At 65.8% G+C, this 23,254-nt stretch carries 21 protein-coding genes and 1 tRNA gene; 16 read left to right on the forward strand and 6 right to left on the reverse strand.

Annotation, left to right across the window (positions count from 1 at the left end):
- Positions 1-6 precede the first annotated feature (6 nt).
- Entirely contained in the window at positions 7-1,407 is a 1,401-nt protein-coding gene (locus ACSF9G_RS06245; RefSeq protein WP_436639533.1) for an MFS transporter, read from the reverse strand.
- A 122-nt stretch (positions 1,408-1,529) separates the two neighbouring features.
- Here ACSF9G_RS06245 and ACSF9G_RS06250 point away from each other — a divergent pair, with 122 nt between their 5' ends.
- Positions 1,530-2,144: a helix-turn-helix transcriptional regulator gene (locus ACSF9G_RS06250; RefSeq protein WP_436639535.1), complete on the forward strand. Its 615-nt coding sequence runs from the start codon at positions 1,530-1,532 to the stop codon at positions 2,142-2,144.
- On the opposite strand, the gene ACSF9G_RS06255 is transcribed toward ACSF9G_RS06250, so the two are convergent.
- On the reverse strand, positions 2,141-2,425 hold the full coding sequence (locus ACSF9G_RS06255; protein WP_436639537.1) for a BolA family protein: 285 nt from the start codon (positions 2,423-2,425) through the stop codon (positions 2,141-2,143). The genes ACSF9G_RS06250 and ACSF9G_RS06255 overlap by 4 nt on opposite strands.
- Positions 2,426-2,535: 110 nt before the next feature.
- Here ACSF9G_RS06255 and ACSF9G_RS06260 point away from each other — a divergent pair, with 110 nt between their 5' ends.
- The 4 genes from ACSF9G_RS06260 (at position 2,536) to ACSF9G_RS06275 (ending at position 7,229) form a co-directional block, all read left to right on the forward strand.
- On the forward strand, positions 2,536-3,174 hold the full coding sequence (locus ACSF9G_RS06260) for a J domain-containing protein (RefSeq protein WP_436639555.1): 639 nt from the start codon (positions 2,536-2,538) through the stop codon (positions 3,172-3,174).
- A gap of 77 nt (positions 3,175-3,251) precedes the next feature.
- Positions 3,252-4,238 (forward strand): cobaltochelatase subunit CobS, encoded by a 987-nt coding sequence (gene cobS, locus ACSF9G_RS06265; RefSeq protein WP_261615038.1) that lies wholly within the window; start codon positions 3,252-3,254, stop codon positions 4,236-4,238.
- Positions 4,239-4,276: 38 nt separating this feature from the next.
- Positions 4,277-6,190, forward strand: coding sequence for a cobaltochelatase subunit CobT (gene cobT / locus ACSF9G_RS06270; protein WP_436639561.1), 1,914 nt, complete (start codon positions 4,277-4,279; stop codon positions 6,188-6,190).
- A 7-nt stretch (positions 6,191-6,197) separates the two neighbouring features.
- Positions 6,198-7,229, forward strand: a complete 1,032-nt coding sequence (locus ACSF9G_RS06275; RefSeq protein ID WP_436639563.1) for an esterase-like activity of phytase family protein — start codon at positions 6,198-6,200, stop codon at positions 7,227-7,229.
- Positions 7,230-7,358: 129 nt separating this feature from the next.
- Here the strand turns inward: ACSF9G_RS06275 and ACSF9G_RS06280 are convergent, their stop codons facing one another.
- Together ACSF9G_RS06280 and rpmB are read right to left on the reverse strand one after the other, a co-directional pair.
- Positions 7,359-7,907 carry a queuosine precursor transporter gene (locus ACSF9G_RS06280; protein WP_436639684.1) on the reverse strand — a complete coding sequence of 183 codons (549 nt, stop codon included), beginning with the start codon at positions 7,905-7,907 and terminating at the stop codon, positions 7,359-7,361.
- A gap of 130 nt (positions 7,908-8,037) precedes the next feature.
- Positions 8,038-8,331, reverse strand: coding sequence for a 50S ribosomal protein L28 (gene rpmB, locus ACSF9G_RS06285; RefSeq protein ID WP_436639565.1), 294 nt, complete (start codon positions 8,329-8,331; stop codon positions 8,038-8,040).
- Between the two features lie 225 nt (positions 8,332-8,556).
- Here rpmB and ACSF9G_RS06290 point away from each other — a divergent pair, with 225 nt between their 5' ends.
- From ACSF9G_RS06290 to ACSF9G_RS06325, 8 genes are all read left to right on the forward strand, one after another.
- Positions 8,557-9,486: a sulfotransferase gene (locus tag ACSF9G_RS06290; protein WP_436639567.1), complete on the forward strand. Its 930-nt coding sequence runs from the start codon at positions 8,557-8,559 to the stop codon at positions 9,484-9,486.
- Positions 9,487-9,624: 138 nt separating this feature from the next.
- Positions 9,625-10,494 carry a DUF3108 domain-containing protein gene (locus ACSF9G_RS06295; RefSeq protein ID WP_436639569.1) on the forward strand — a complete coding sequence of 290 codons (870 nt, stop codon included), beginning with the start codon at positions 9,625-9,627 and terminating at the stop codon, positions 10,492-10,494.
- A 132-nt stretch (positions 10,495-10,626) separates the two neighbouring features.
- Positions 10,627-11,358 (forward strand): class I SAM-dependent methyltransferase, encoded by a 732-nt coding sequence (locus tag ACSF9G_RS06300; RefSeq protein ID WP_436639571.1) that lies wholly within the window; start codon positions 10,627-10,629, stop codon positions 11,356-11,358.
- 439 nt (positions 11,359-11,797) lie between these two features.
- Positions 11,798-14,959, forward strand: coding sequence for a helicase-related protein (locus ACSF9G_RS06305; RefSeq protein ID WP_436639573.1), 3,162 nt, complete (start codon positions 11,798-11,800; stop codon positions 14,957-14,959).
- Positions 14,956-15,348 (forward strand): RNA-binding S4 domain-containing protein, encoded by a 393-nt coding sequence (locus tag ACSF9G_RS06310; protein ID WP_436639575.1) that lies wholly within the window; start codon positions 14,956-14,958, stop codon positions 15,346-15,348. Before ACSF9G_RS06305 ends, ACSF9G_RS06310 begins: the two co-directional genes overlap by 4 nt.
- A gap of 88 nt (positions 15,349-15,436) precedes the next feature.
- On the forward strand, positions 15,437-15,775 hold the full coding sequence (gene fdxA / locus ACSF9G_RS06315) for a ferredoxin FdxA (protein ID WP_436639577.1): 339 nt from the start codon (positions 15,437-15,439) through the stop codon (positions 15,773-15,775).
- A 338-nt stretch (positions 15,776-16,113) separates the two neighbouring features.
- Positions 16,114-16,683 carry a CarD family transcriptional regulator gene (locus tag ACSF9G_RS06320; protein WP_261615028.1) on the forward strand — a complete coding sequence of 190 codons (570 nt, stop codon included), beginning with the start codon at positions 16,114-16,116 and terminating at the stop codon, positions 16,681-16,683.
- Positions 16,684-16,844: 161 nt separating this feature from the next.
- The gene (locus ACSF9G_RS06325; protein WP_425256230.1) at positions 16,845-17,708 is read left to right on the forward strand and encodes an RNA polymerase factor sigma-32; all 864 of its coding nucleotides are present in this window, start codon (positions 16,845-16,847) and stop codon (positions 17,706-17,708) included.
- 68 nt (positions 17,709-17,776) lie between these two features.
- Here the strand turns inward: ACSF9G_RS06325 and ACSF9G_RS06330 are convergent, their stop codons facing one another.
- On the reverse strand, positions 17,777-19,294 hold the full coding sequence (locus tag ACSF9G_RS06330; RefSeq protein WP_436639580.1) for a M48 family metalloprotease: 1,518 nt from the start codon (positions 19,292-19,294) through the stop codon (positions 17,777-17,779).
- Positions 19,278-20,075, reverse strand: coding sequence for a thermonuclease family protein (locus ACSF9G_RS06335; protein WP_436639582.1), 798 nt, complete (start codon positions 20,073-20,075; stop codon positions 19,278-19,280). The genes ACSF9G_RS06330 and ACSF9G_RS06335 overlap by 17 nt, the downstream gene beginning before the upstream one ends.
- A 111-nt stretch (positions 20,076-20,186) precedes the next feature.
- On the opposite strand from ACSF9G_RS06335, the gene ACSF9G_RS06340 reads away from it, so the two are divergent.
- The 3 genes from ACSF9G_RS06340 (at position 20,187) to ACSF9G_RS06350 (ending at position 23,235) form a co-directional block, all read left to right on the forward strand.
- Positions 20,187-20,263: transfer RNA gene (locus ACSF9G_RS06340), tRNA-Arg, on the forward strand.
- Positions 20,264-20,791: 528 nt separating this feature from the next.
- Positions 20,792-22,201 (forward strand): DUF1254 domain-containing protein, encoded by a 1,410-nt coding sequence (locus tag ACSF9G_RS06345; RefSeq protein WP_436639584.1) that lies wholly within the window; start codon positions 20,792-20,794, stop codon positions 22,199-22,201.
- An 11-nt stretch (positions 22,202-22,212) separates the two neighbouring features.
- The gene (locus ACSF9G_RS06350; protein ID WP_261614296.1) at positions 22,213-23,235 is read left to right on the forward strand and encodes a DUF1254 domain-containing protein; all 1,023 of its coding nucleotides are present in this window, start codon (positions 22,213-22,215) and stop codon (positions 23,233-23,235) included.
- The last annotated feature ends 19 nt before the right edge of the window (positions 23,236-23,254 follow it).

Genomic DNA, 23,254 nt, shown 5'->3' on the forward strand with positions numbered 1-23,254 from the left:
CCGCCACTAGGCCGTCGCCGGCACGTCGCGGGACGCAAGTCGCCAGGCCGCCCAGATACCGACCGCGGCCACGGGCAGGAAGACCGCGAACACCCAGAAAGACGCGCTTTCGACGGCTTGCGGCGACGTGCCGTGCCCGAGCCCGACGGAATTGGCGACGATTCCCGAAAGCGCCGAGCCGATCGCATAACCGAGCATCTGAAGCGTCGGCACCGCCGAAGACGCGCGCTCGCGTTCGGCGCTGGCGACCGAGGCGACGATGCGGCGGATGATGAACGCCCAGGCCATGCCGAATCCCGCCCCCTGCAGTACCGCCCACGGCACCAACGCCTCCAGCGGACCGTTGGGCATGGTCAGCGCGAAACCAAGGATCCCGCCGGAAATGGCGAGACAGCCGAGGCGGATCAGCCAGGCTTCGAGCTTCGGGCCGGCATTGACGAAGATGATCGCGGCAATCGTCCACGATACGGATTCGACCGCGATCATCAGCCCGGCGGTGAACGGCGTGATTCCGTAGAGCGCCTCCATAAGCAACGGACCGTAGACGGTGAACGAGACTGTCGCGATCGAAAGGGCGAGGACCATCAGGTAGCCGGCGCCCCATGGCTTCGCCAGCGCGAACGGCGACGGCGGCAGCAAACGCACCGGGCTGCGGCCGTCGAGCCGGAGCGCCAGGAACAGACAGGCGAAGCCGGCGGCGACAAGCACGGCCGCGAGCAGCGGCTGCGGACGAACGCCGGCGGCCAGAATGACGAGCACGCCGACGCAGACCAGAACCAGCCGCCGCCACGGCAGCACCGCATCGTGGATGGACTCGCTGCGGCGCGCGGGAAACAGCATCAGCGACAGCCCGGCGAAGAGCACGGCCTGCACGCCGAACGCGACGAACGCGCCGCGCCACAGCCCGATCGTGGCGAACGCGCCGCCGACGAGCGGTCCGACCAGGGCGGAAGCGCCCCAGGTCGCCGAAATCAGCGCAAGCAGCTTGGGCCAGTGCCGCTCGGGGAAGAGCTGGGCCATGCCGACATGACAGAGCGCCATCATCCAGCCGCCGCCGAGCCCCTGCAGAAGCCGCCCGATCAACATCGTCGACATGTCCGGCGCCGCCGCGCTCGCCGCACAGCCTGCGGCGTAGACGAGCGCGGCCCCGGCCATGGCGTGGCGCAAGCCGAATCTCAGCGAGATCAGGGCGGCGAGGAAACCGGCCGCGATCGAGCCGAGCTCGTAGAGCGCGATCGTCCAGTAGATCCAGGCGAGCCCGCCGATATCCTCGACCGCGCTCGGCATGACGGTGGCGGCCAGCAGCGAATCGGCGGCGTGCAGCCAGACGCCAAGGCAGAGAACGGCCACCGTGGCAGGCCCCCCGCGCAGCACCGCCGCAAAGCTCGTTTCACCCCCGTCCGCCACGGTCGCCCCCATTTTTGACAAGACCATCGTTGTTTAACAGAAGACATTCTTTTGACAAGTCGATACTTGTCTAATTTACTGATCCCATCGAGCGGGATTGAAACACGATCCAACGGCCCGGAATGGACAAGCTGCTGTTTCAACTCAAGATGCGCGGGAACCTGACCGCCGGCGACCTCGCAGGGAGCCTCGGCGTCTCAGCCCAGGCGGTGCGCGAGAAGCTTGCCCGTCTCGCCGAAGAGGGGCTCGTCGAACACCGCGACGAGGCGCGTGGCATCGGGCGGCCGAAACGCGTCTGGCAATTGTCGTCGGAGGCGTGGAAGCGGTTCCCCGACACCCATGCCGAGCTATCGGTCAGCCTGATCGAGGCGATCCGCGGCTCGCTCGGCGAGGATGCGCTAGACCGGCTGATCGGCCATCGCGAACGGGAAACCGAGATGCGCTACGCCGAGGCCCTGTCGACCTGCGAATCGCTCGACCGGAAGGTCGCCGCGCTCGCCGACTTGCGTGACCGTGAGGGCTACATGGCCGAATGGCGGCCGGCCGAGGACGGAGACGGATTTCTGCTGATCGAGAACCACTGCCCGATCTGCGTCGCCGCCCGCGCCTGCCAGGGCTTCTGCCGGGCCGAATTGGAGGTCTTCGCCCGCGTGCTCGGACCCGCCTGCACGGTCGAGCGCACCGAGCATCTTCTGGCCGGCGCGCGACGGTGCGCCTACCGGATCAGGCCCGCCTAGTCTTCGCCGGGCGCCTTCGCCGAAACCGCGAGCGCGTGGACGCCGCCGGCAAGTTCGTCGGCGAGCGCGTCGTTGACCATGCGATGCCGGTCGACGCGGCTCTTCCCCGCGAAGGCTTGCGCGACGATCTTCACGCGAAAATGGGTCTCGCCACCTTCCCGCCATCCGGCGTGACCATGATGGCGTTCGGATTCGTCGATCACATCCAGCGCGCTCGGCGAGAAAGCGGTCGTCAACTTCTCGGCGATACGATCGCCGGTGTTTTTCGTTCCGGTGCTCATCGGATTTTCGTGGCCGGCGCAAGCACGACTGTCAAGTCGTCGAGCTATGCGCATGGCGCGATTCTGCGCACCGCTTGTGCCGATTCACGTGGATACCCATAATTCGACTCATGAAACTGAACTCCAAATGGTTCGACCGGATCCGGGTACGCCCCGACGAGGAGCGCCGTGCCGCCGAGCGCGTGCCGCAATGTGAGGCGCCGGGCTGCCGTCAGCCGGGCGGCCACCGCGCGCCCAAGGGCCGGCACAAGGAGGGCGAGTACTACAATTTCTGCATCGACCACGTGCGCGACTACAACAAGTCCTACAACTGGTTCTCCGGCATGTCGGAGAGCGACGTTCAGGAATGGCTGCGGTCGCGCGCAACCGGCCACCGGCCGACCTGGTCGATGGGAGTCGACGGAAAAGGACAAAATGCCGCTGGCAAGCGCGGCGCGGCCGAGGCGTTCCGGGCCGGAATGTACTCCGATCCCTATGATTTCTTCGCCGAGGCCGGTCGCGGCACCCCGCGCGGCGACGAGCCGTCGGTGAGAAAACGCCGCGTTGGCGCGCTCGAACGGCGCTCGCTCGACGTCCTCGGTCTTGACGAAACGGCAACGGGCCCCGAAATCAAGGTTCGCTATAAGGAATTGGTGAAGCGCCATCACCCGGACGCCAATGGCGGGGACCGATCCAAGGAGGATCGGCTGCGCTCTATTATCGAGGCCTACAATACCCTCAAGGCCTCTGGCTTCTACCGCGATAGCTGAGTATTGTCGGCGCGCTTCAATAAAGGCGAGGGTTTGATAGTCGGGACGCCATGCGTGTTCCGCAAGCTGGAGGCAGCATGAATACCGCAGTTACGGAGCCGCAAGCTTTGCCGGACATGAAGGTGTCGGTTCGCCAGGTGTTTGGTATCGACAGCGACATGGAGGTTCCGGCCTATTCCGAGCCGGACGAGCACGTTCCGGAGGTGGATCCGGACTACCAGTTCAACCGGGAAACGACGCTCGCGATCCTCGCCGGCTTTGCCTACAACCGCCGTGTCCTCATCCAGGGTTATCACGGCACCGGCAAGTCGACCCATATCGAGCAGGTCGCCTCGCGCCTCAACTGGCCGTGCGTCCGCGTCAACCTCGACAGCCACATTTCCCGTATCGACCTCGTCGGCAAGGACGCGATCGTCCTGAAGGACGGCATGCAGGTCACCGAATTCCAGGACGGCATCCTGCCGTGGGCGCTGCAGACCAACACCGCGCTCGTCTTCGACGAGTACGATGCCGGCCGCCCGGACGTGATGTTCGTCATCCAGCGCGTTCTGGAGGTTTCCGGCAAGCTGACGCTGCTCGACCAGCGCCGCGTCATCCGCCCGCATCCCGCCTTCCGGATGTTCGCCACGACCAACACCATCGGTCTCGGCGACACCTCGGGCCTCTATCACGGCACCCAGCAGATCAACCAGGGCCAGATGGACCGCTGGTCGATCGTCGTCACCCTGAACTACCTGCCGCACGACGACGAGGTGGCGATCGTCCTGGCCAAGGCCAAGCACTACCAGAACGACGAGGGCCGCGACATCGTCTCGAAGATGGTGCGCGTCGCCGATCTGACCCGTAACGCCTTCATCAACGGCGACCTGTCGACCGTGATGAGCCCGCGTACGGTGATCACCTGGTCGGAAAACGCGCAGATTTTCGGCGATATCGGCATGGCCTTCCGCATGACGTTCCTGAACAAGTGCGACGAGGTCGAGCGCGGGATCGTCGCCGAATTCTACCAGCGCTGCTTCGGCAGGGACCTGCCGGAGTCGGCGGTCAACGTCGCCCTGAACTGATTACGTGCTGATCGCTAACTGAGGCTCTCTGACGCCCCGTGTCCGGCTCCCCGACCAGCAACCGGAAACCCGGCCAGCCCGGCCGTGTCGCGCCCAACGAACCGTTCAAGCGCGCCGTCACGGCCGCGGTTAAGGCGATCTCGGGGCGCAACGACGTCGAGGTCACCTACGCCTCCGACCGGGCCGGCGCGTCGGGCACCAACGTCCGGCTGCCGGAGCCGCCGCGCAAGATGACGGCCGCCGACGCCGCCGTCACCCGCGGCCTCGCCGATTCCATGGCGCTCCGGCTCGCCTGTCACGACCAGGGCGTCCATCGCAAGCTGTTGCCGCAGGGCCGCAACGCGCGGGCTCTGTTCGAGGCCGTCGAGCAGGCGCGCTGCGAATCGATCGGCTCCCAGCGCATGTCCGGCGTCGCCGACAACATCAGCGCCATGCTGGAGGCCCGCTACCAGCGCATGAACATCTCCGCCGCCGAGTCGCGTGCCGACGCACCGCTGGAGGAGGCCGTCGCCCTGATGACCCGAGAGCGTCTGACCGGCATGGCGCCGCCGCCGAGCGGCCAGCGCGCGGTCGAGCTGTGGCGCGGCTGGATCGAGCAGAAGGCCGGCGGCGAACTCGACCGCCTCACCGAGCTGGTCGATGACCAGGACGGCTATGCCCGTCTCGTGCGCGACATGATCGCCGCTTTCGACATGGCCGACGAACTGGGCGCCGAGCAGGAGGACGAGGACGAATCCGCCGAAGGCGACGATTCCTCAGACACCCAGGGCGAGTCCGGCGAGGAAGGCGAGCAGGATGCGGCCGAGGCCGCCGCCGACGAGAGCCAGGAATCGTCCGAGCAGGACGAAGGCGAGGTCGAGGCGACGGAAACCAGCGCCGAGGAGGTCGACGAGGACGCCGACGCCGCGGACGCCACCGATTCCACCGAGCCGTGGCGGCCGAACTTCCCGTTCTCCAACATGACTGGGGAGAACGCCTACCGCATCTTCACCAGCCGCTTCGACGAGACCATCACCGCCGAAGAGCTGTGCGACACCGAGGAGCTGGAGCGTCTGCGCGGGTTCCTCGACAAGCAGCTGCATCACCTGCAGGGCGTCGTCACACGCCTCGCCAACCGGCTGCAGCGCCGCCTGATGGCGCAGCAGAACCGGTCCTGGGATTTCGATCTCGAGGAAGGCGCCCTCGACGCCGCGCGGCTTCACCGCGTGGTCATCGACCCGCTGCACCCGCTGACCTTCAAGATGGAGCGCGACACCGATTTCCGCGATACGGTGGTGACGCTGCTGCTCGACAATTCCGGTTCGATGCGCGGCCGGCCGATCACGGTCGCCGCCACCTGCGCCGACATTCTCGCCCGCACGCTCGAGCGCTGCGGCGTCAAGGTCGAGATTCTTGGCTTCACCACCCGCGCCTGGAAGGGCGGCCAGAGCCGCGAGCACTGGCTCTCGTCCGGCAAGCCGCTCAATCCCGGCCGCCTCAACGACCTGCGCCACATCATCTACAAGCCCGCCGACATGCCGTGGCGGCGCGCCCGGCGCAATCTGGGCCTGATGATGCGCGAGGGGCTCCTGAAGGAGAACATCGACGGGGAGGCCCTCGCCTGGGCGCATGATCGCCTGCTGGCACGTCCCGAGCAGCGGCGGATCCTGATGATGATTTCCGACGGCGCCCCGGTCGACGACTCCACCCTGTCGGTCAATCCCGGCAACTATCTTGAGCGCCACCTGCGCCAGGTCATCGAGGACATCGAGACCCGCTCTCCGGTCGAGCTGATCGCCATCGGCATCGGCCACGACGTGACGCGCTACTACCGCCGCGCCGTCACCATCGTCGACGCCGAGGAGCTCGGTGGCGCCATGACCGAGAAGCTCGCCGAACTGTTCGAAGAGACCCCCGGCCCTTCGCGCGGCATGCCGCGTGGCCGCGGTGCGCGTTCCCGCGCCGTGGCCTGACGGGGTCATGCCCCGTAAAGCCGCCCCCCTGCTCTTCGCGCTGCTGCTGGCGGCCTGGTCCGTACCGACGGAAGCCGTGGCGGCCGAGGCGGCCGTGCCGGTCGAGGCGAGCCCCGTCCCCGCCTTCGATGAGGACGATCCGTCGCAAGCGGTATTCGGCGGCCTGCGTTTTCTCGGCGGCATCGAGGTCGACTCCCCCGACGACCGATTCGGCGGCCTGTCGGGAATCGAGATCTCCGGCGACGGCCGCAAGGCGCTTCTCGTCGGCGACAACGGCGACCTATTCTCCGCCACCCTCGATTACGACGACGGCATCCTGGCCGGCCTGTCCGACGTCGCCGCCTACCGGCTGATCGGCGCCGACGGCAAGCCGCTCGGCGACAAGGAGAGCTCCGACGCGGAATCGCTCAGGGCCCTCGGCGGCAACGGCCTCTCCGACGGCGGCGTGTCGGGCGACTTTCTCATCGGCTTCGAACGCGACAACCGCATCCTGCAGGTCCGCGTCGACGACAACGGCGCGCCGGTCACGGCAAAGCGCCTCGCCCTGCCCGACGCTGTCGCCGCCCTGCCCGAAAACAAGGGATTGGAGGGCATCGCCGTCATCCCGCCCGGCGCCCCCAATGGCGGCGCCATCGTCACCTTCGCCGAGAGCATCGTGACGGAGGAACCGGACGTCATTCCAGGTTGGATGATCCGGGATGGAGAGACCCGCGACCTCGGCCTGAAACGCACCTCCGATTTCAACCTGACCGATATCGTCGCCCTGCCCGACGGCGACCTGATCGTACTGGAGCGCTATTTCAGCATCTTCTCGGGCGTGGCGATGCGGCTGCGACGCATTTCCGCCGCCGCGCTCGACGGTCCCCAGCCGATGGAGGCCACCACGCTCCTGACCGCCGGCTCGGCCCGCGAGGTCGATAACATGGAAGGCGTCGCCGTTCACACGGACGCGCAGGGCCGCACCGTCCTGACGATCATCTCGGACGACAACTTCAACCTGCTGCAGCGGACGCTGATCCTGCAGTTCGAGCTTCTGTAGAGCGCAATTCCCCGGTTCCGCTGCCGTCGCGAGAAGCACACGTCTCATCCTGAGGAGCGCGGACTCGCGTTTCGAGGACGGCTAACGTGCGGGCACGCCCGGAATCCTAACGTCCGGGCACGCCCGGAATCACAGCGCCGGATACTCGTCCCGCCTGGCCTCGATGCGCGACCGCAGGAGGTGAAAGGGCCCGAGCATCGCGATCGCGTGCACGGCCTTCACCAGAAAATCGAACGTCGCCCAGCCGACCCAGACCGGCAGCGTCAGCCCCCAGTAGTCGGCCACGCCGACGCCACTCCCGGCGAAGGCGAGCGTGAAGAACAGCGCGGTGTCGACGGTCGAGCCGATCAGCGAGGAAACCAGCGGCGCCGTCCACCAGAGGCGCTGGCGCAGGCGGTGGAACACGGCGACGTCGATCAGCTGCGCGGTCAGGAACGCGGTTCCCGAGGCGAGCGCAATGCGCGGCGTCGCCAGCACGATCGACAGCACGACGGCGGCGGCGAAACCGACATAGACCACCGTGCGCGCCGCCTTCGGCCCGAAGCGGCGATTGGTCAGGTCGGTGACCAGGAAGGCGAAGGGATAGGTGAACGCACCCCAGGTGAGATAGTCGGCAAGGCCCCAGGGCGTGAACGGGTACTGGACGAGAATGTTCGAGGCGACGACCACCAGGGCCATCACCCCGATTGGAACGAACAACCCGGACGGAATCAGCAACCGGGCCTTGGCCGGCCCGGTTCTGATCTTTTCATCGGAATGCGACATCTCTCGCGCGCCGTCGAAGCGGCGCCGCCGGACAGGCGGCGGGTCAGGCCGCCTTGGCGGCCGTCGCCTTCGTGATGTCCCGCTTCAGCGTGAGCGCCTTGTCGGACAGATCCTCGTCGTGCGCCTTCAGAAGGAACGCATCGAGACCGCCGCGGTGCTCGACGCTGCGCAGCGCATGTGCGGAGACGCGCAGCTTGAAGCCGCGGTCGAGCACGTCGCTCAGCAACGTCACGTTGACGAGATTGGGCAGGAACCGACGCCGGGTCTTGTTGTTGGCGTGGCTTACATTGTTTCCGGTCATGACCGATTTTCCGGTCAATTCACAACGCCGGGCCATGGTACTGATCCTCAATTGTCTACGGCCGCCGGAGACGCCGGTGGCCGAGTCTGGCCTTGCCGTGTAGGGATTTCTTCGAAAGCGTATAGTAAGCGGGCCGCCAAGCGTCAAGCGGGGAGACGGATTCATCGCGCCCCTGTCCACGCCCCACGTTCGGTCGACAGCCCGGCAACCCGCTGTTATTCAGCTCGCCCGGACACGATACGGCGAGCACGCGTGCAAAGCATGACGGACAAGATCTTCCTGCTGGGCGTTGGGTGCCAGAAGGGTGGCACGAGCTGGCTGCACGACTATCTGAGCGCGCATCCCCAATGTAACCTCGGGTTCAGAAAGGAATATCACGTCTTCGACGCGATCTTCCTCAACAAAGCCACGGACATCCAGATCCACAGGGAACAACGGCTGAAGCGGCTGCGAAACCTGCTCTCGAAACAACAACAGGAGAACAGGAAAAAACCGAAGATCGACGCCGCCGAAATCATCTCGGAACTTGAGCGTCTCATGGCTTTCCGCGAGAACCCCGAGCTCTATGCCCGGTATTTCGACGAATTGCATGCGGGCTCGCCGGGGGTCGGTGTCGTCGGCGACATCACGCCCGCCTACTGCGGACTGAGCCCGGAGCATTTCCGATACATCCGCTCGCTGCTGGAGCCCAGGGGCTTCACGGTCAAAGCCCTGTTTCTGATGCGCGACCCCCTCGAGCGCGTCTATTCGTCCCTGCGCATGAAAATGTACAAGCGCTGGAAGGACGAGTCCGGTCAGGACGAGGAAACGGTGCTGAACCAGCTGTTCTGGGATACCTACAATTCCCCGAGGACGCAGTTGCGCACCCGGTACGAAAACACCGTCGAAAACCTGGAACGCGCCTTTGACCCCGACAATCTCTTCTTCGGTTTCTATGAATCCCTTTTCACCGAAGAGACCGTCACCGGCATTACCGACTTTCTCGGCATAGACTATCGCTCCCCCGAGTTCGCGAAGTTGGTGAATTCGACGCCGCGTCGGACCGGGCTGAGCCAAGACGCCGTGGACGAAACCCGAAGATTCTACGCGCAGACCTACGAATTCTGCCGAAATCGGTTCGGGGCCGACACCATCGCCCGCCTCTGGGGTGACGCGTCCACCGCCCCCGCGGAAGGGCGCGAAGCCGGCTGAAAATACCGCCTCGCCACGCTGTGGACGAAATTGCGCTATACTGTTCCTTAACCTTGGCACGAGATTCTGCGCCCCGTAGGGCGTAGCGTTTCCGGCAAGGCCGGTTCTGCCGGCCGGTCAGTATGAGGCGGTAAGGTGATGAAGGCGGGTGCATCGTTGGCCGGTCTTGGCGGAAGGTCCGCCTGCGCGGTCGCGTTTGCGGGTCTGATCCTGTCGGCAGGCACGACTTCGGCCGCCGAGTACAAGTTCAAGACCGATTACAGTGCCTATCTCGCCGGCGTCCCGGTCGGCAAGGCGACCCTCAGCGGCACATTCGACGGCCCTCAGTACCGTCTCGACGGTTACGGCAAGCTCACCGGGCTCGCGGGCGCCGTCTACGACTATACCGCCAGCGCCTCCTCGGCCGGTCGCCTGATGTCGGGCGGAACCCAGCCGCGCGCCTTCAGCGTCGACGCCACCGACGGCAAGAAGTCCGCCAAGGTCCGCATGACCATGAACCAGGACGGCGTCCGCCGCCTGAAGTTGACCCCGCCCGTGCCCAAGGAGTGGTACAAGCATCCCAAACGGGTGCAGGTCACCGACGCGCATACCAAGAATACCGTCGATCCGATGAGCGCCCTGATCGTCACCGGCGGCAATACGCCGAACGGGATCGACAAGCGCGCCTGCGAACGCACCGTGCCGATCTACAACGGCCGCGAGCGGTTCGACGTGACCCTCGAGTTCCGCAAGGTCGAATCGATCTCCGACAGCAATGTCCCCGGCGGTCAGGTGCTCGTCTGCGGCGCCCACTACCGCGCGATCGCCGGCCATCGCACCGACAAGAAGGAGGTGGAGATGGCCGAAAAGATCGATATCGAGCTGAAGCTCGCCCCGGTCGCCGGATCCGATCTGCTGGTGCCCTACCGCATCTCGATCCCGACGCCGATCGGTCTCGCCGTCATCCAGGCCGGCGCGACCACGACGACCGGCGCGCTGAACGCGCGCGCAGCAGCGCTCCGCGAATAATCGGCTTACATCCGGCAATCCGCACCTCGGCACCGGCCGCGGCTATGGTGCCGACGTAGCGGTGATTGTTGACATGCGGTCAAATCGGCCATTCGTCGATGACAGGAATGCCGCTCCGAGGTTTGCGGCCGCATGAACCGTCTGTACGACACAATCGGCCTGAGCTACGCGGATCTGCGTCGACCCGACCAGCGAATTGCCCGGCAAGTCGAAACGGCCCTCGGTGATGCGGAAACCGTCTTGAACGTCGGGGCCGGGACAGGCTCCTACGAGCCTTCTGGTCGCAGGATTACGGCTGTCGACCCCTCGGCCAGGATGATCGGGCAGCGATCTGCGTCGGACGCGACCGTCATTCAGGCAAGCGCGGAGAATCTGCCCTTCGACGACAATTCGTTCGATGCCGCGATGGCTGTTCTGACCATCCACCACTGGTCGGACAAGGAGAGGGGCGTCGCCGAGATACGACGCGTGACCCGCGGAAAAATCGTCTTCCTGACCTATGACCCTTCGTTTCGCGGGCTCTGGCTCGCCGAGTATTTTCCGGCGCTCGTTTCACTGGACGAAGACCAGATGCCCACGATGACCGACTTCGCACGCTGGCTCGGGCCCGTCTCGGTTTCGCCAGTGCCTGTTCCGCACGACTGCACGGACGGGTTTCTGGCCGGCTACTGGCGGCGTCCGGCAGCCTACCTCGACGAGAGAGTTCGCGCCGCAATGTCCTGTTTTTGGGCAATGGGCGACGTTTCGGAGGGACTGGCGAAGCTGGCGAACGATCTGGAAAGCGGAGGATGGGACCGCCGCCACGGACGTTTCGCCGGTCTCGAAGCCCTCGATTGCGGCTACCGGCTGGTTGAGAGCCGATGAAGTGCCGGAGGTCCGGCAGGTCCCATTCGACCCTCCCGGCTTTCAGCCTGCCGCCTGCCCTTCCCTCGCCATGCCCCCGTCACCATCTTCAGACCCAATCGCCGCTGACTGTCGATCTCCACCGACCTGCAATTGTGGATTACCTCCAATCGCGGGTTAACGTTTGACCCGCGCCCAGAGCCACGCCGCAAACGGCCGAATCCAGATTTCGTAGGACTATGAACGACCTACCCAATATCTTGCCGGGAACGAAACGCGATTCCGTCCGAGTCAGCGATTCGGCCAGCATTTGTTCTAGGCTCGTTCCACAGATTAACGGCGACCGCGAATCTGTGCCGAAATGGAACGCTGGCGCTTACCTTGACCTCGGTTCGGCCTTTACAGCGCCCCGCGAAGATGCGACAGCCGCGCCCTTGAAGTCCCTCGCCCGGGAGGCGTCATGAGTATCGCGCCGGATGTCGGCCATCATCCCGCGGCGCGCAGCCGCGCGGTGACGGCCATTTTGGGCCCGACCAATACGGGCAAGACCCATCTCGCCATCGAGCGGATGCTGGGCCACGAGTCCGGCGTCATCGGCCTGCCGCTGAGGCTGCTCGCGCGCGAGGTCTACAATCGCGTCGTCGACCGCGTGGGCGCGGAAGCCGTCGCGCTGGTCACCGGCGAGGAGAAGATCAAGCCGGAAAACCCGAAATACTGGGTCTGCACCGTCGAGGCGATGCCACGCGACCTCGACGTCGCCTTCGTCGCCATCGACGAGGTGCAGCTTGCAGCCGACCTCGACCGCGGCCACGTCTTCACCGACCGCATCCTGCGCCGGCGCGGCCGCGAGGAGACGCTGCTGCTGGGCGCGGCCACCATGCGGCCGATCCTGACGCGGATGATGCCGAACCTGAACGTCATCACCCGCCCGCGCCTGTCGCATCTGGCCTACTCGGGGCAGAAGAAGATCACCCGCCTGCCGCGCCGCTCGGCGATCGTCGCCTTCTCCGCCGACGACGTCTACGCCATCGCCGAGTTGGTCCGTCGCCAGCGCGGCGGCGCCGCGGTGGTGCTCGGCGCGCTCAGTCCCCGCACCCGCAACGCCCAGGTCGGGCTCTACCAGAACGGCGACGTCGACTTCCTGGTCGCTACCGACGCCATCGGCATGGGCCTCAACCTCGACGTCGATCACGTCGCCTTCGCGGCGCGGCGCAAGTTCGACGGCTGGCAGTTCCGCGACCTCAACCCCGCCGAGATGGGCCAGGTCGCCGGCCGCGCCGGCCGCCACATGCGCGACGGCACCTTCGGCGTCACCGGCCGCGTCGACCCGCTCGAGGACGAGCTCGTCGCGCGCCTGGAAAGCCACGATTTCGAGCCGGTACGCATCCTGCAGTGGCGCAACACCCATCTCGATTTCACCAGCATGGAAAGCCTGCACGCGAGCCTGGCCGCCACGCCGCGCGAGGACACGCTGACCCGCGCGCCCGCGAGCGACGACGTTCTGGCGCTGGAGGCCGTCACCCGCGATCTGGAGATCGCCGACATCGCCAGGGGCCGCGATGCCGTGGAGCTCTTGTGGGACGTCTGCCAGGTCCCCGACTATCGCAAGATCGCGCCCGCCAACCACGCCGAGCTGGTCGCCACGCTCTATAGCCAGTTGATGCGCTACGGCCGCATCGACGACGACTGGTTCGCGCGCCAGATCGGCCAATGCGACCGCGACGACGGCGATATCGACACCCTGTCCAACCGCATTGCCCATATCCGCACCTGGACCTTCGTCGCCAACCGGCCCGAGTGGCTCGGCGATCCCGCCCATTGGCAGGAGCGCGCCCGCGCTGTAGAGGACCGGCTGTCCGACGCCCTGCACGAACGTCTGGCGCAGCGTTTCGTCGATCGCCGCACCAGCGTGCTTGCCCGAAGCCTGAGGGAGAATCCGGCCATGGAAGCCGAAATCGACGCCAGTGGAGACGTAACCGTCGAGGGGCACCATGTCGGCCGCCTCGAGGGATTGCGATTCACGCCCGACCCGGAAGCCGACGGCCAGCACCTGAAGGCCATCGCCGCCGCCGCGCGGCGTACCCTGACGGGAGAGCTCACCACCCGCGCCGAGCGCCTTGCCAAGGACGCCGACGAGGTGATCCAGCTCAGCCTCGACGGCACCTTCACCTGGCGCGGGGCCACGATCGGCCGCGTCGAGAAGGGTGATTCCGTCCTGAACCCGCGCGTCGTTCTGCTGGCCGACGAACACCTGGCCGGCGCCCCGCGCGAGAACGCCGAGGCGCGTCTGGCCAAGTGGATCGGCGACCGCATCTCGGCGCACCTCGGGCCGCTGCGCGCGCTCGAAAGCGACGAGGCGATCGCCGGCATGGCGCGCGGCGTCGCCTTCCAGCTCGGCGAGGCGCTGGGCGTGCTCGAGCGGCCGCGCGTTGCCGACGAGGTGAAGGCCCTGAGCCAGGACGACCGCGCGCTGCTCCGGAAGCACGGCGTACGCTTCGGCGCCCACCACGTCTATCTGCCGGTGTTGCTCAAGCCGGGTCCGCGCGTTCTCGCCGCCCAGCTCTGGGCACTGCATCATGGCGGGCTGCATCAGCCCGGCTTCGACGACATCGCCGCCCTTGCCCAGAGCGGGCGCATGTCGGTCGCCGTCACGCCGGGCACCGCGCGAAGCCTCTACCGCGCCTTCGGCTTCCGCGCCTGCGGCAGCCGCGCGGTGCGCATCGACATCCTCGAGCGCATCGCCGATCTGATCCGCACCGCCCTGTCCTGGCGCCCCGACGGCGACGCCGCCCCGCCCCCCGGCGCGGTCGACGGCCGCACGTTCCGGATAAGCGAACAGATGACGTCGCTTGCCGGCTGCGCCGGCGACGACTTCGCAGAGATCCTCAAGGCCCTGGGCTACCGCAGCGAACGCCGCCCCGCGCCCGCGACGCCGGAGGCGAAAGCGGAGCCGGCACCGCAGACCGCCATTGCCGGGGACGAGGCGCCAACGCCGGAACTCCCCGTTGCGGAAACCGAAACGGCGACTGCCGACGAAGCCGCGGCAGAGGCGGCGGAACCGTCCGCCGGAACGAGCGTCGACGCTCCCCAGGCCGAGGCCGTCCCGGACTCAGCGGAGTCGGAGGCGCCGCTATCGGTAGCCCCGGCGCCGCTAATGGCGGCTCCGGAGGTGATGGAACCCGCAACCGCGCCAGCCGAGGCGGAGCCCACTGAAGCGGCCGCCACGCCAACCGAAGTATCAGACGAGGCCAAAGCGGAAACCCCGGCAGCGCCCCCTGCAGAGACCGCTGCAGCCCCCACGACGGCCACCGAGGCCGAAGAGGCCGAACCGACGGAGATCGTCGTCTGGCGCCCCGGCCGCCGGCCCGACGCGCCGCGCCGCCGCAAACCCGAGCAGAAAAGCGCGAAGGCCCGCCAGGGCGACGGCAAAAGGCCCCCGCGCGGTGAGGCAAAGGGTCGCAAAGGCGGTCGTGGTGACGGCCGCAAGGGCGACCGCCGTTCCCGGCCTGACGGCCAGCCGCAGGGCAAGCGCCCGCCGAAGGAGCCGGATCCGCTGTCCCCCTTCGCCGCACTCAAGGACCTGCGCGACACGCTCACCGAGCGTGGGCGCTCGGACGCGTGAGCGACAGCCAGCGCCTCGACAAGTGGCTTTGGCACGCGCGCGTCGCGAAGACCCGGACTCTGGCCGCTTCGCTTGTGACGAGCGGGCACGTACGGCTTAATCGTGCCCGGATTTCCAAGGCGAGCCAGCCCGTCAAGCCCGGCGACGTGTTGACGGTCGCCCTGCGCGGCCGCGTTCTCGTTCTGCGCATCGAGGCGATCGCTGAGCGCCGCGGACCGGCGAGCGAGGCGGCGACGCTCTATTGCGACCTCTCGCCGCCCCCGCCCACGCCGGAAGAAACGGCCCCCGGTTCGCGCCCGCGCGGCGGCGGCAGACCCACCAAACGCGACCGGCGGCAAATAGACGCCTGGAAAGACGATCTACGCGCCCCAAATGACGAAGAAATCTAATCCTTCGGCCCGTCTTGAACCGTCTCGACAAAACGGATAGGCACCACCTCCGGCGTACTCTTCCCGCGCATTTCTCGTGGAGCTTCACATGACCTATGTCGTCATCGACAACTGCATTCGGTGCAAATACATGGATTGCGTCGAAGTCTGTCCGGTGGACTGCTTCTACGAAGGCGAGAACATGCTGGTCATCCATCCCGACGAATGCATCGATTGCGGCGTCTGCGAACCGGAATGCCCCGCCGAGGCGATCAAGGCCGACACTGAGCCGGGGCTGGAGAAATGGGTTGAGCTCAACGCCGATTACGCCGAGAAATGGCCGAATATCACCATCAAGCGCGAACCGCCGGCGGACTCCAAGGAATGGGACGGCGTGGCCAACAAGCTGGAGACGCAGTTTTCGCCCGAACCCGGCGAAGGCGACTGAGAAGGCCGGAAACGCTGGCTTTTGGATCGGCGAGACGGCGCCGTGATCGGCCATGATGCGGCGCAGCACTTGGAATTTACCCAGTATTGTGTTATATATTTCAAATAGCTGATGAAATCCCTCGCCCATATTGCCCGTAAAGCGGGCATATTTTGTGAGAGCAAGGATGGCTTTTCTGCCGGGGGCCCTCTCGGGCGTCCGGAGATGCTTTTCGTGCGGGATTTCGACGGCTCGTTTGGCGTCCGCACTTCGCGCCTGCTCCACTCGAGTATGCAGGCGGGGCGCGAGGTGGGACAATTGGTCGCTATGCGGCGACAGGCAGGAGTTCGAGAAAGAGTATGACCACTCGTAACAGCAAGAAATCGGTTCAGCGTCAGGGTTTCCGGACGAGCGAGTACATCGTCTATCCGGCGCATGGTGTTGGGCAGATTACCGCCATCGAGGAACAGGAAGTGGCGGGCGCCAAGCTTGAGCTGTTCGTGATCAATTTCGAGAAAGACAAGATGACGCTGCGGGTTCCCACCGCCAAGGCGGCCGCCGTCGGCATGCGCAAGCTGTCCGAGGACGCCCTTGTCGGCAAGGCACTGACCGTGCTTAAGGGCCGCGCCCGCGTGAAGCGGACCATGTGGAGCCGCCGCGCCCAGGAATACGAAGCTAAGATCAATTCCGGCGACATCATTGCCATTGGCGAGGTCGTGCGCGACCTGCACCGCGCCGAGTCGCAGCCCGAGCAGTCCTATTCCGAACGCCAGCTCTACGAAGCCGCGCTCGACCGCATGGCCCGCGAGGTCGCGGCGGTGAAGAAGATCACCGAGACCGAGGCGATCCGCGAGATCGAGGCGATGCTGGCCAAGGGCCCGCGCCGTGGTGCCGCCGCCGAGGAAGACGAGCGCGACGAAGCCGCCTGAGATCACGCGCCTTTTACCTGGCGCATAGCCGATCTGCGGGCCGCCCGGCTTCAAGCCGGGCGGCTTTTCTGCTTTGATTGGTGAACCGTGCAGCCAAGTCGATCGTTTCCCTGTGAGGATCGATGCAGGAAGGGCGGAAGAGACGCCTCGGTATGGATGCCATGAAGAACGCCATGAGCCATCGCCGCCGGTTCGTCAGGGCGGCCATGAACGCTCCCTATCTCGAAAGGGATGAGGAGCACGGTCTGGCTGTGAAGTGGAAGCAGGACGGCGATGTCGACGCCCTGCACCGCCTCACCCATGCGCATATGCGGCTGGTGATCGCCATCGCCGCCCGGTTCAAGCATTTCGGCCTGCCGATGTCCGACCTGATCCAGGAAGGCCATGTCGGGCTCCTGGAGGCCGCCGCCCGCTTCGAGCCGGAACGCGAGGTGCGCTTTTCGACCTACGCCACCTGGTGGATCCGCGCCTCGATCCAGGACCACATCCTGCGCAACTGGTCGATCGTACGGGGCGGCACCAGCTCCACCCAGAAGGCGCTGTTCTTCAACCTGCGCCGGCTGCGCGCGAAGCTCGGCCGCGGCCCCTCGCCGATGGCGGAGCACGAGATGCACGCCCATATCGCCAAGGCGCTCAGGGTTTCCGAGGACGATGTCGCGCGCATGGATGCCCGCCTGTCCGGGTTCGATGCGAGCCTGAACGCGCCCGTGCTGGAAAGCGAGGGCAGCGCCGAGCGGCAGGACTTCCTGGTCAGCGAGGATCCGCTGCCCGACGAGACCGTCGGCGAGGCGATCGACCAGGAAAAGCGCACCAAGCGGCTCTATGCCGCGCTGGAGGTGCTCAACGACCGTGAACTCAGGATCGTCAAGGAGCGGCGGCTGTCGGAGGACGGCGCGACGCTGGAGGCGCTGGGCGAGGCGCTGGGCATCTCCAAGGAGCGGGTGCGCCAGATCGAGAGCCGGGCGCTCGAGAAGCTGCGCGCGGCGCTGTTGGCCGCAGAGCCCGACGCGAGCGCCTTCACCTGAGTTTCCCGATTATAGCCTGCGCGTCCCGGTTCGCCGGCTCAGCGCCCGTCGGGTCAGCGCCCCTCGGGTCAGCGCACGACGATCTTGACCTCCTGACCGGCGCGTAGCCGGTCGGCGGGTGACAGCCCGTTCAGCACACGGAAACGTTCGATCTGGTGGTCGTCGAAGGCCATGCGCGAGGCGACGCTCTCGATGCTGTCGCCGGGCCTGACGGCAACGATGTCGAGCCGCTGTGGCCGGATCGACCGCGCCTCCTCCTGCGGGATAACGCGGAAGCTGCGGGCCGCGGCCAGCAGCTCCTGCTCGCGCGCGTAGTCTAGATCGCGCGAGGCCAGGATGAACCGGTAGACGCGGTTGCCGTCGCCGCGGATGGCGGCGACCTTGAAGGTCCATCCCTCCCCGCCGACGGTCGCGGTTGCCGCCGGCAACCCGTTGACCGTCATCGGCTTGATATCCGTGACCCTGCCCCCGCGCACCGCGTCGGCGGCGAGGTAGTCCGACAGCGACACCGTGCTCGGCACGGCGACCGCGTCGAAGCGGATGATGTCGCCGTTCTCGGAGAAACCGACCACGGCCCGCGGCGTGTTTTCCAGCCCGTAGCCTTCCGGCAGCGTGAAGGTGATGCCGAGGGCGGGATGGATGAAGGTCCGGCCCGAGACGAAACCCTCGCGCGGATCGTCGCCATAGGCCATGCCGTCGATGACCTGGAAGTAGCTCGCCTGGTCGCGCTCCATGTCGGCGTTGCGGCCGACCTGGGTGGCCTCGCGCTCCGCCGACAGGATGCGCTGCGGGGTCGCCGGGTGGCTGGCGAACAGGTCGACGCGGCCGGCGTCGTAAACCTGGTTCAACACCTTGGAATGCAGGTCCGTCTGGCGTTCGAGCGCCCGCAGGAAGGCCACCGCCCCTTCCGGGTCGTAGCCCGCCTTCGCCGCCATGCGGATGCCGATCACGTCGGCGTCGAGCTCCTGCTGGCGCGAGAACTGGGCGAGCCGCCCCTTGGTTAGCGCCAGCGCCGCCTGGCCCGCTTCCGGGTCGCGGATCACGTCGTTGACGACCTGGCTCATCACCGCGACCGAATTGGCCTGTTCCTCGCGCTGGATCGCGTGCCGCGCGATCACATGCGCCATCTCGTGGGCGAGGACGTTGGCGACCTCCGAGGAATCGTTGGCCAGCGCCAGCAGCCCGCGGGTGACGTAGACATAGCCGCCCGGCAGCGAGAAGGCGTTGATCGACGGCGAATTGAGCACCGTCACCGTGTAGCCCAGGTCGGGCCGGTCGGAGGCCCGGCTCAGCTTCTCCACGGTCGCATTGAGATAGCGCTGCAGCTGCGGATCGGCGTAGGTGCCGCCGAAGGCGGTGACGATCTTGGGATGCTCGCGCTTACCCAGCGCCACTTCCTTCTCGTCGAAGCCGGCATTGCTCTGGACCGGCTGGATGGCGGCGGCCGAGAGGCTTCCGCCGTCGCCCAGGCTCAGGCCGCCATTGGCGCAGCCGGCAAGCGCCAGCGCAGCCAGCAGCATCGCCGCCGCCGGGGCCTTCCGCCACGCCGATTTCGGCCAGGTCAGCGATTTAGCGCGCGTCGACAATCTCGAGCTGCTCCGGATTCGTCATGTGAATGGCAGGGCCCCTGTCGTCGAGGATCCAGCCGCGTACACGCACACGCCGTCCCTCGAGCCCCTTGAGGTCGATGTCTGCGGTGTCAAAGCGCGCGCGGTCCCCTCGATCCACGTAGACGGTGAAATCCTCGCTCCAATTCGTGCCGAAATTGAGATAGGTCCTCTTCGGCCGTTCGCCAACCGAATCCACGCGTCCTTCCACGATCGCGAAACGGCCGGTTCTCCCCGACAGCTGCTGCGGCCGGCCACCATCCGCCATTGCGCCGAGTTTCGTCGCCCAGAGGCCCATTCGCGCGCCGCGCGCCCGTGCCTCCTCGTCCAACAGCGGCCCGACACAGCGATAATTGTCCTCCAGCGCATAAACCCACGCAAGACCTTTGACAATTATGTCGCGCTGCAGCCAGCGGTCCGGGTTTCCGTCCAAGAAGGCGTGCGCCAGGATGCGGCCGTGGCGATCCTGCGCCCGGCCGGTAACGGCAAGGCCCAGATCGCGTCCGACAACCGCGTCGGCAAGCGCCGTGCGGGCGGTTTCGGCAAGCCGGCGCGTCATGTCGGCCAGTTCGCCCGCCTCCGCCTTCGGCGCGAGCACCGAGACCAGCCGCACGATCCGCCCGTCCTCAAGCCCGAGCGTGTCGCCGTCGATCGCCTTGGCGACCCGAACGGTCTCCTCCGGTCTCGGCGGACAGCTCTCCGCCCCCTCCGCGGGCGGCGATATCAGCCCCGCCAGCGCGATGACGGCAAATGTTCGCAAGGGACTTCCTCCGTTTGCGTGTCCATTCGCATTATATGAGGCTGCACGATTCAATTGACCATGGTATGAACCGATGTCCGGCTGCCCCCGACAGATTTCGCAGCCGCCGGGGTCCCCGTAGCTCAGCAGGATAGAGCATCAGATTCCTAATCTGAGGGTCGCAGGTTCGAATCCTGCCGGGGACACCACCCAGTCGGCCCGACCGCGAGCCACGTTTGGCCGACTCGGAATTGCCCCGACATTTCCGCGCCTTGCGAGACAAGCGCGCACTGTCGCGCCCCTCTCTCCGCGCTGTTTAAGGCCATATTGGCGCGAATGGCCGGCTCTTTCTCTGGTGGCCCTTTTCCGCGACATGCTCACCGATGTGCACATGCCTGATCTTCATCAGTGCGGCCGGCGTGCGAGCAACGCATCTCGAATAAGAAAGACGGAGCATCAGATGTGTCCTGACCGGTGCGACTCGCATTGATTCGCGCTGCAGGCGAGACGGCGATCAGTGCAGGAGAACCGCGCGCTGTTCGTTCCAGTCGAGGGGAAGCGGGCGACGGGCCTTCAGTCTCTCCGACGTCAGCGTGACCGGCTGGCCGCCCGTGAGGATCATTGCGACGATGTTCGGGGCGGTTCAGCTGTTGCCGAGGCTTTAAGATGCGGCGATAGCCATGTATTGGGAGTTGTTCTGGGTTGGAAATTGCACCCGAACGGAGGGGAGTCGCGGGATGCCGAAAATGGTCCACAGCATCTTTGGAGCCAGTCTGGTCTTCGGGGCATTGGTGTTCACCGATCCGGCGCTAAGCCAGACAATTTCGCCGGAGGAAACGCAGGCCATTGCAAAGGAGGCCTACATCTGGGGCTTCCCGCTGGTTGACAGCTACCGCATCCAGTATTCGTACTTCGTCGACAAGGGCGGTTCCGAATTCAAGGCGCCCTGGAATACCATCTATAACAACGCCCGCGTCTACACGCCTGACGATCGGGCAATCCAGACACCGAATTCCGATACGCCGTATTCCTACGTAGGCGCGGACCTTCGCGCCGAGCCAATCGTCCTCACGGTCCCGGCCGTCGACGACGGGCGTTACTATTCGCTGCAGTTCATCGATATGTACACCTTCAACTTCGCCTATGTAGGCAGTCGCGCGACCGGCAACGAGGCCCACCGCTTTCTGCTCGCGGGGCCGAACTGGAGCGGCGAGACGCCTGCGGGCATCACGGAGGTCATCCGATCCGAGACGGACCTCAATTTTATCCTCTACCGGACCCAGCTTTTCAGCCCGGACGATATCGACGACGTCAAGACGATCCAGGCGGGGTACAAGGTAGAGCCGCTCTCGGTCTTTCTCGGTGAGCCCGCGCGCCCGGCGGCACCCGCAATCGATTTTCTGAAGCCCATCGAGGCCGAAGAGGAGAAGACCTCGATCGCCTTCTTCAACCAGCTCAACTTCATCCTGCAATTCTGCCCCACCAACCCTGCCGAAGCCGAGATCCGGGAGCGCTTTGCCAAGATTGGCATCGAGCCTGGCAAGGCATTTGATGCGGCAACGCTCTCGCCTGAGATGCGGAAGGCGATCGAGGATGGGATGGCGGACGCCTGGGCGGAGTTCGAGAGCTACAAGAAGAACGAGATCGACACCGGGAAAGTGTCGAGCGCAGATGGTTTTGGCACCCGCGCGTTCCTGGACGGCCGTTATCTCGACCGCATGGCGAGTGCTGTACTCGGAATCTACGGCAACTCGAAGGAGGAGGCTCTTTATCCGGCCTATTTCGTCGATGCCACCGGCCAGCCACTCGCAGGCTCCGATCGCTACACGATCCGCTTCGCACCCGGCGAGCTGCCACCGGTGAACGCCTTCTGGTCGCTCACGCTCTATGAGCTTCCCGCAAGCCTACTCTACGCCAATCCGATCAACCGCTACCTCATCAACTCTTCGATGCTACCGAGCCTCAAGAATGATGCTGACGGCGGATATACCCTCTACGTGCAACACGATTCGCCCGGCGCGAGCGAGGAATCGAACTGGCTGCCCGCGCCTGCGGGACCGTTCTTCCTGGTGATGCGCCTCTACTGGCCAAAGCAAGAGGCGCTCGACGGTGCGTGGACAGCGCCGCCGCTCCAGCCGATGAACTGAAGGAGGCTGAAATGACACGGACTATAGGCATCGCCGTGCTCGGCGCCGCGCTTCTTGCGTTGCCAGTGAAGGCGGCGCAAGAGGAACCAATTCCCGTCACTGTCGATAACTTTGCCCGGGCCGAATCGGATCTCTATTTCAGCAACGTGGTGAAGGAGGGCGGCTTCGGGCAAATGACGCACCGCCGCGAGCCGGCCGACATCGACAATCAGACCGTCATCCGGCTCAATCGCGACACCCTCTATTCCTCCGCGGTGTTCGATCTCGACGCCGGGCCGGTCACCGTTACCATGCCCGATGCCGGCAGCCGCTTCATGTCGCTCATGGTCCTGACCGAAGATCACTATGTGCCGATGGTTCACTACGGCGCCGGGACGGTGACGCTCGACAGGGAAACCGTCGGCACCCGATACGCTGTCATCGCCATCCGGACGGTGGTCAATCCCTCAGACCAGGAAGACGTCAAAGCCGTCCACGCGCTTCAGGACGCGATCGCCATCGATCAGGCGAGCCGCGGCAGCTTCGATATCCCGAACTGGGATCAGGCCAGCCAGAAGAAAGTGCGCGATGCGCTGTTGGTTCTTCAGTCGACGCTTCCCGATTTTAAGACGGCCTTCGGTTCCAAGGACGAGGTCGATCCGATCCGGCATCTACTGGGCACGGCCGCTGGATGGGGCGGCAACCCGGACAAGGATGCCTTCTATCTGAACGTCACACCCGACGGGAACGACGGAAACACCGTCTACAAGCTAAAGGTGGTGGATGTGCCCGTGGACGGGTTCTGGTCGGTGAGCCTCTACAATGGGGACGGCTACTTCGAGAAGAACCCCTACGACGCCTATTCGGTCAACAACATCACCGCGGTGAAGAACGACGACGGGACGATCGAGATCCAGTTTGGCGGCTGCGACGGAAAGATCCCCAACTGCCTTCCGATCATGAAGGGCTGGAACTACACCGTTCGCCTCTATCGGCCGCACACCGAGATTCTGGACGGCTCGTGGACCTTCCCGGAGCCACAGCCAGCCGGCTGAGATGTTATTGTTTGGTCCC

Origin of the sequence: Microbaculum mangrovi, assembly GCF_051390635.1 — a bacterium.
Classification (GTDB): domain Bacteria; phylum Pseudomonadota; class Alphaproteobacteria; order Rhizobiales; family Tepidamorphaceae; genus Microbaculum.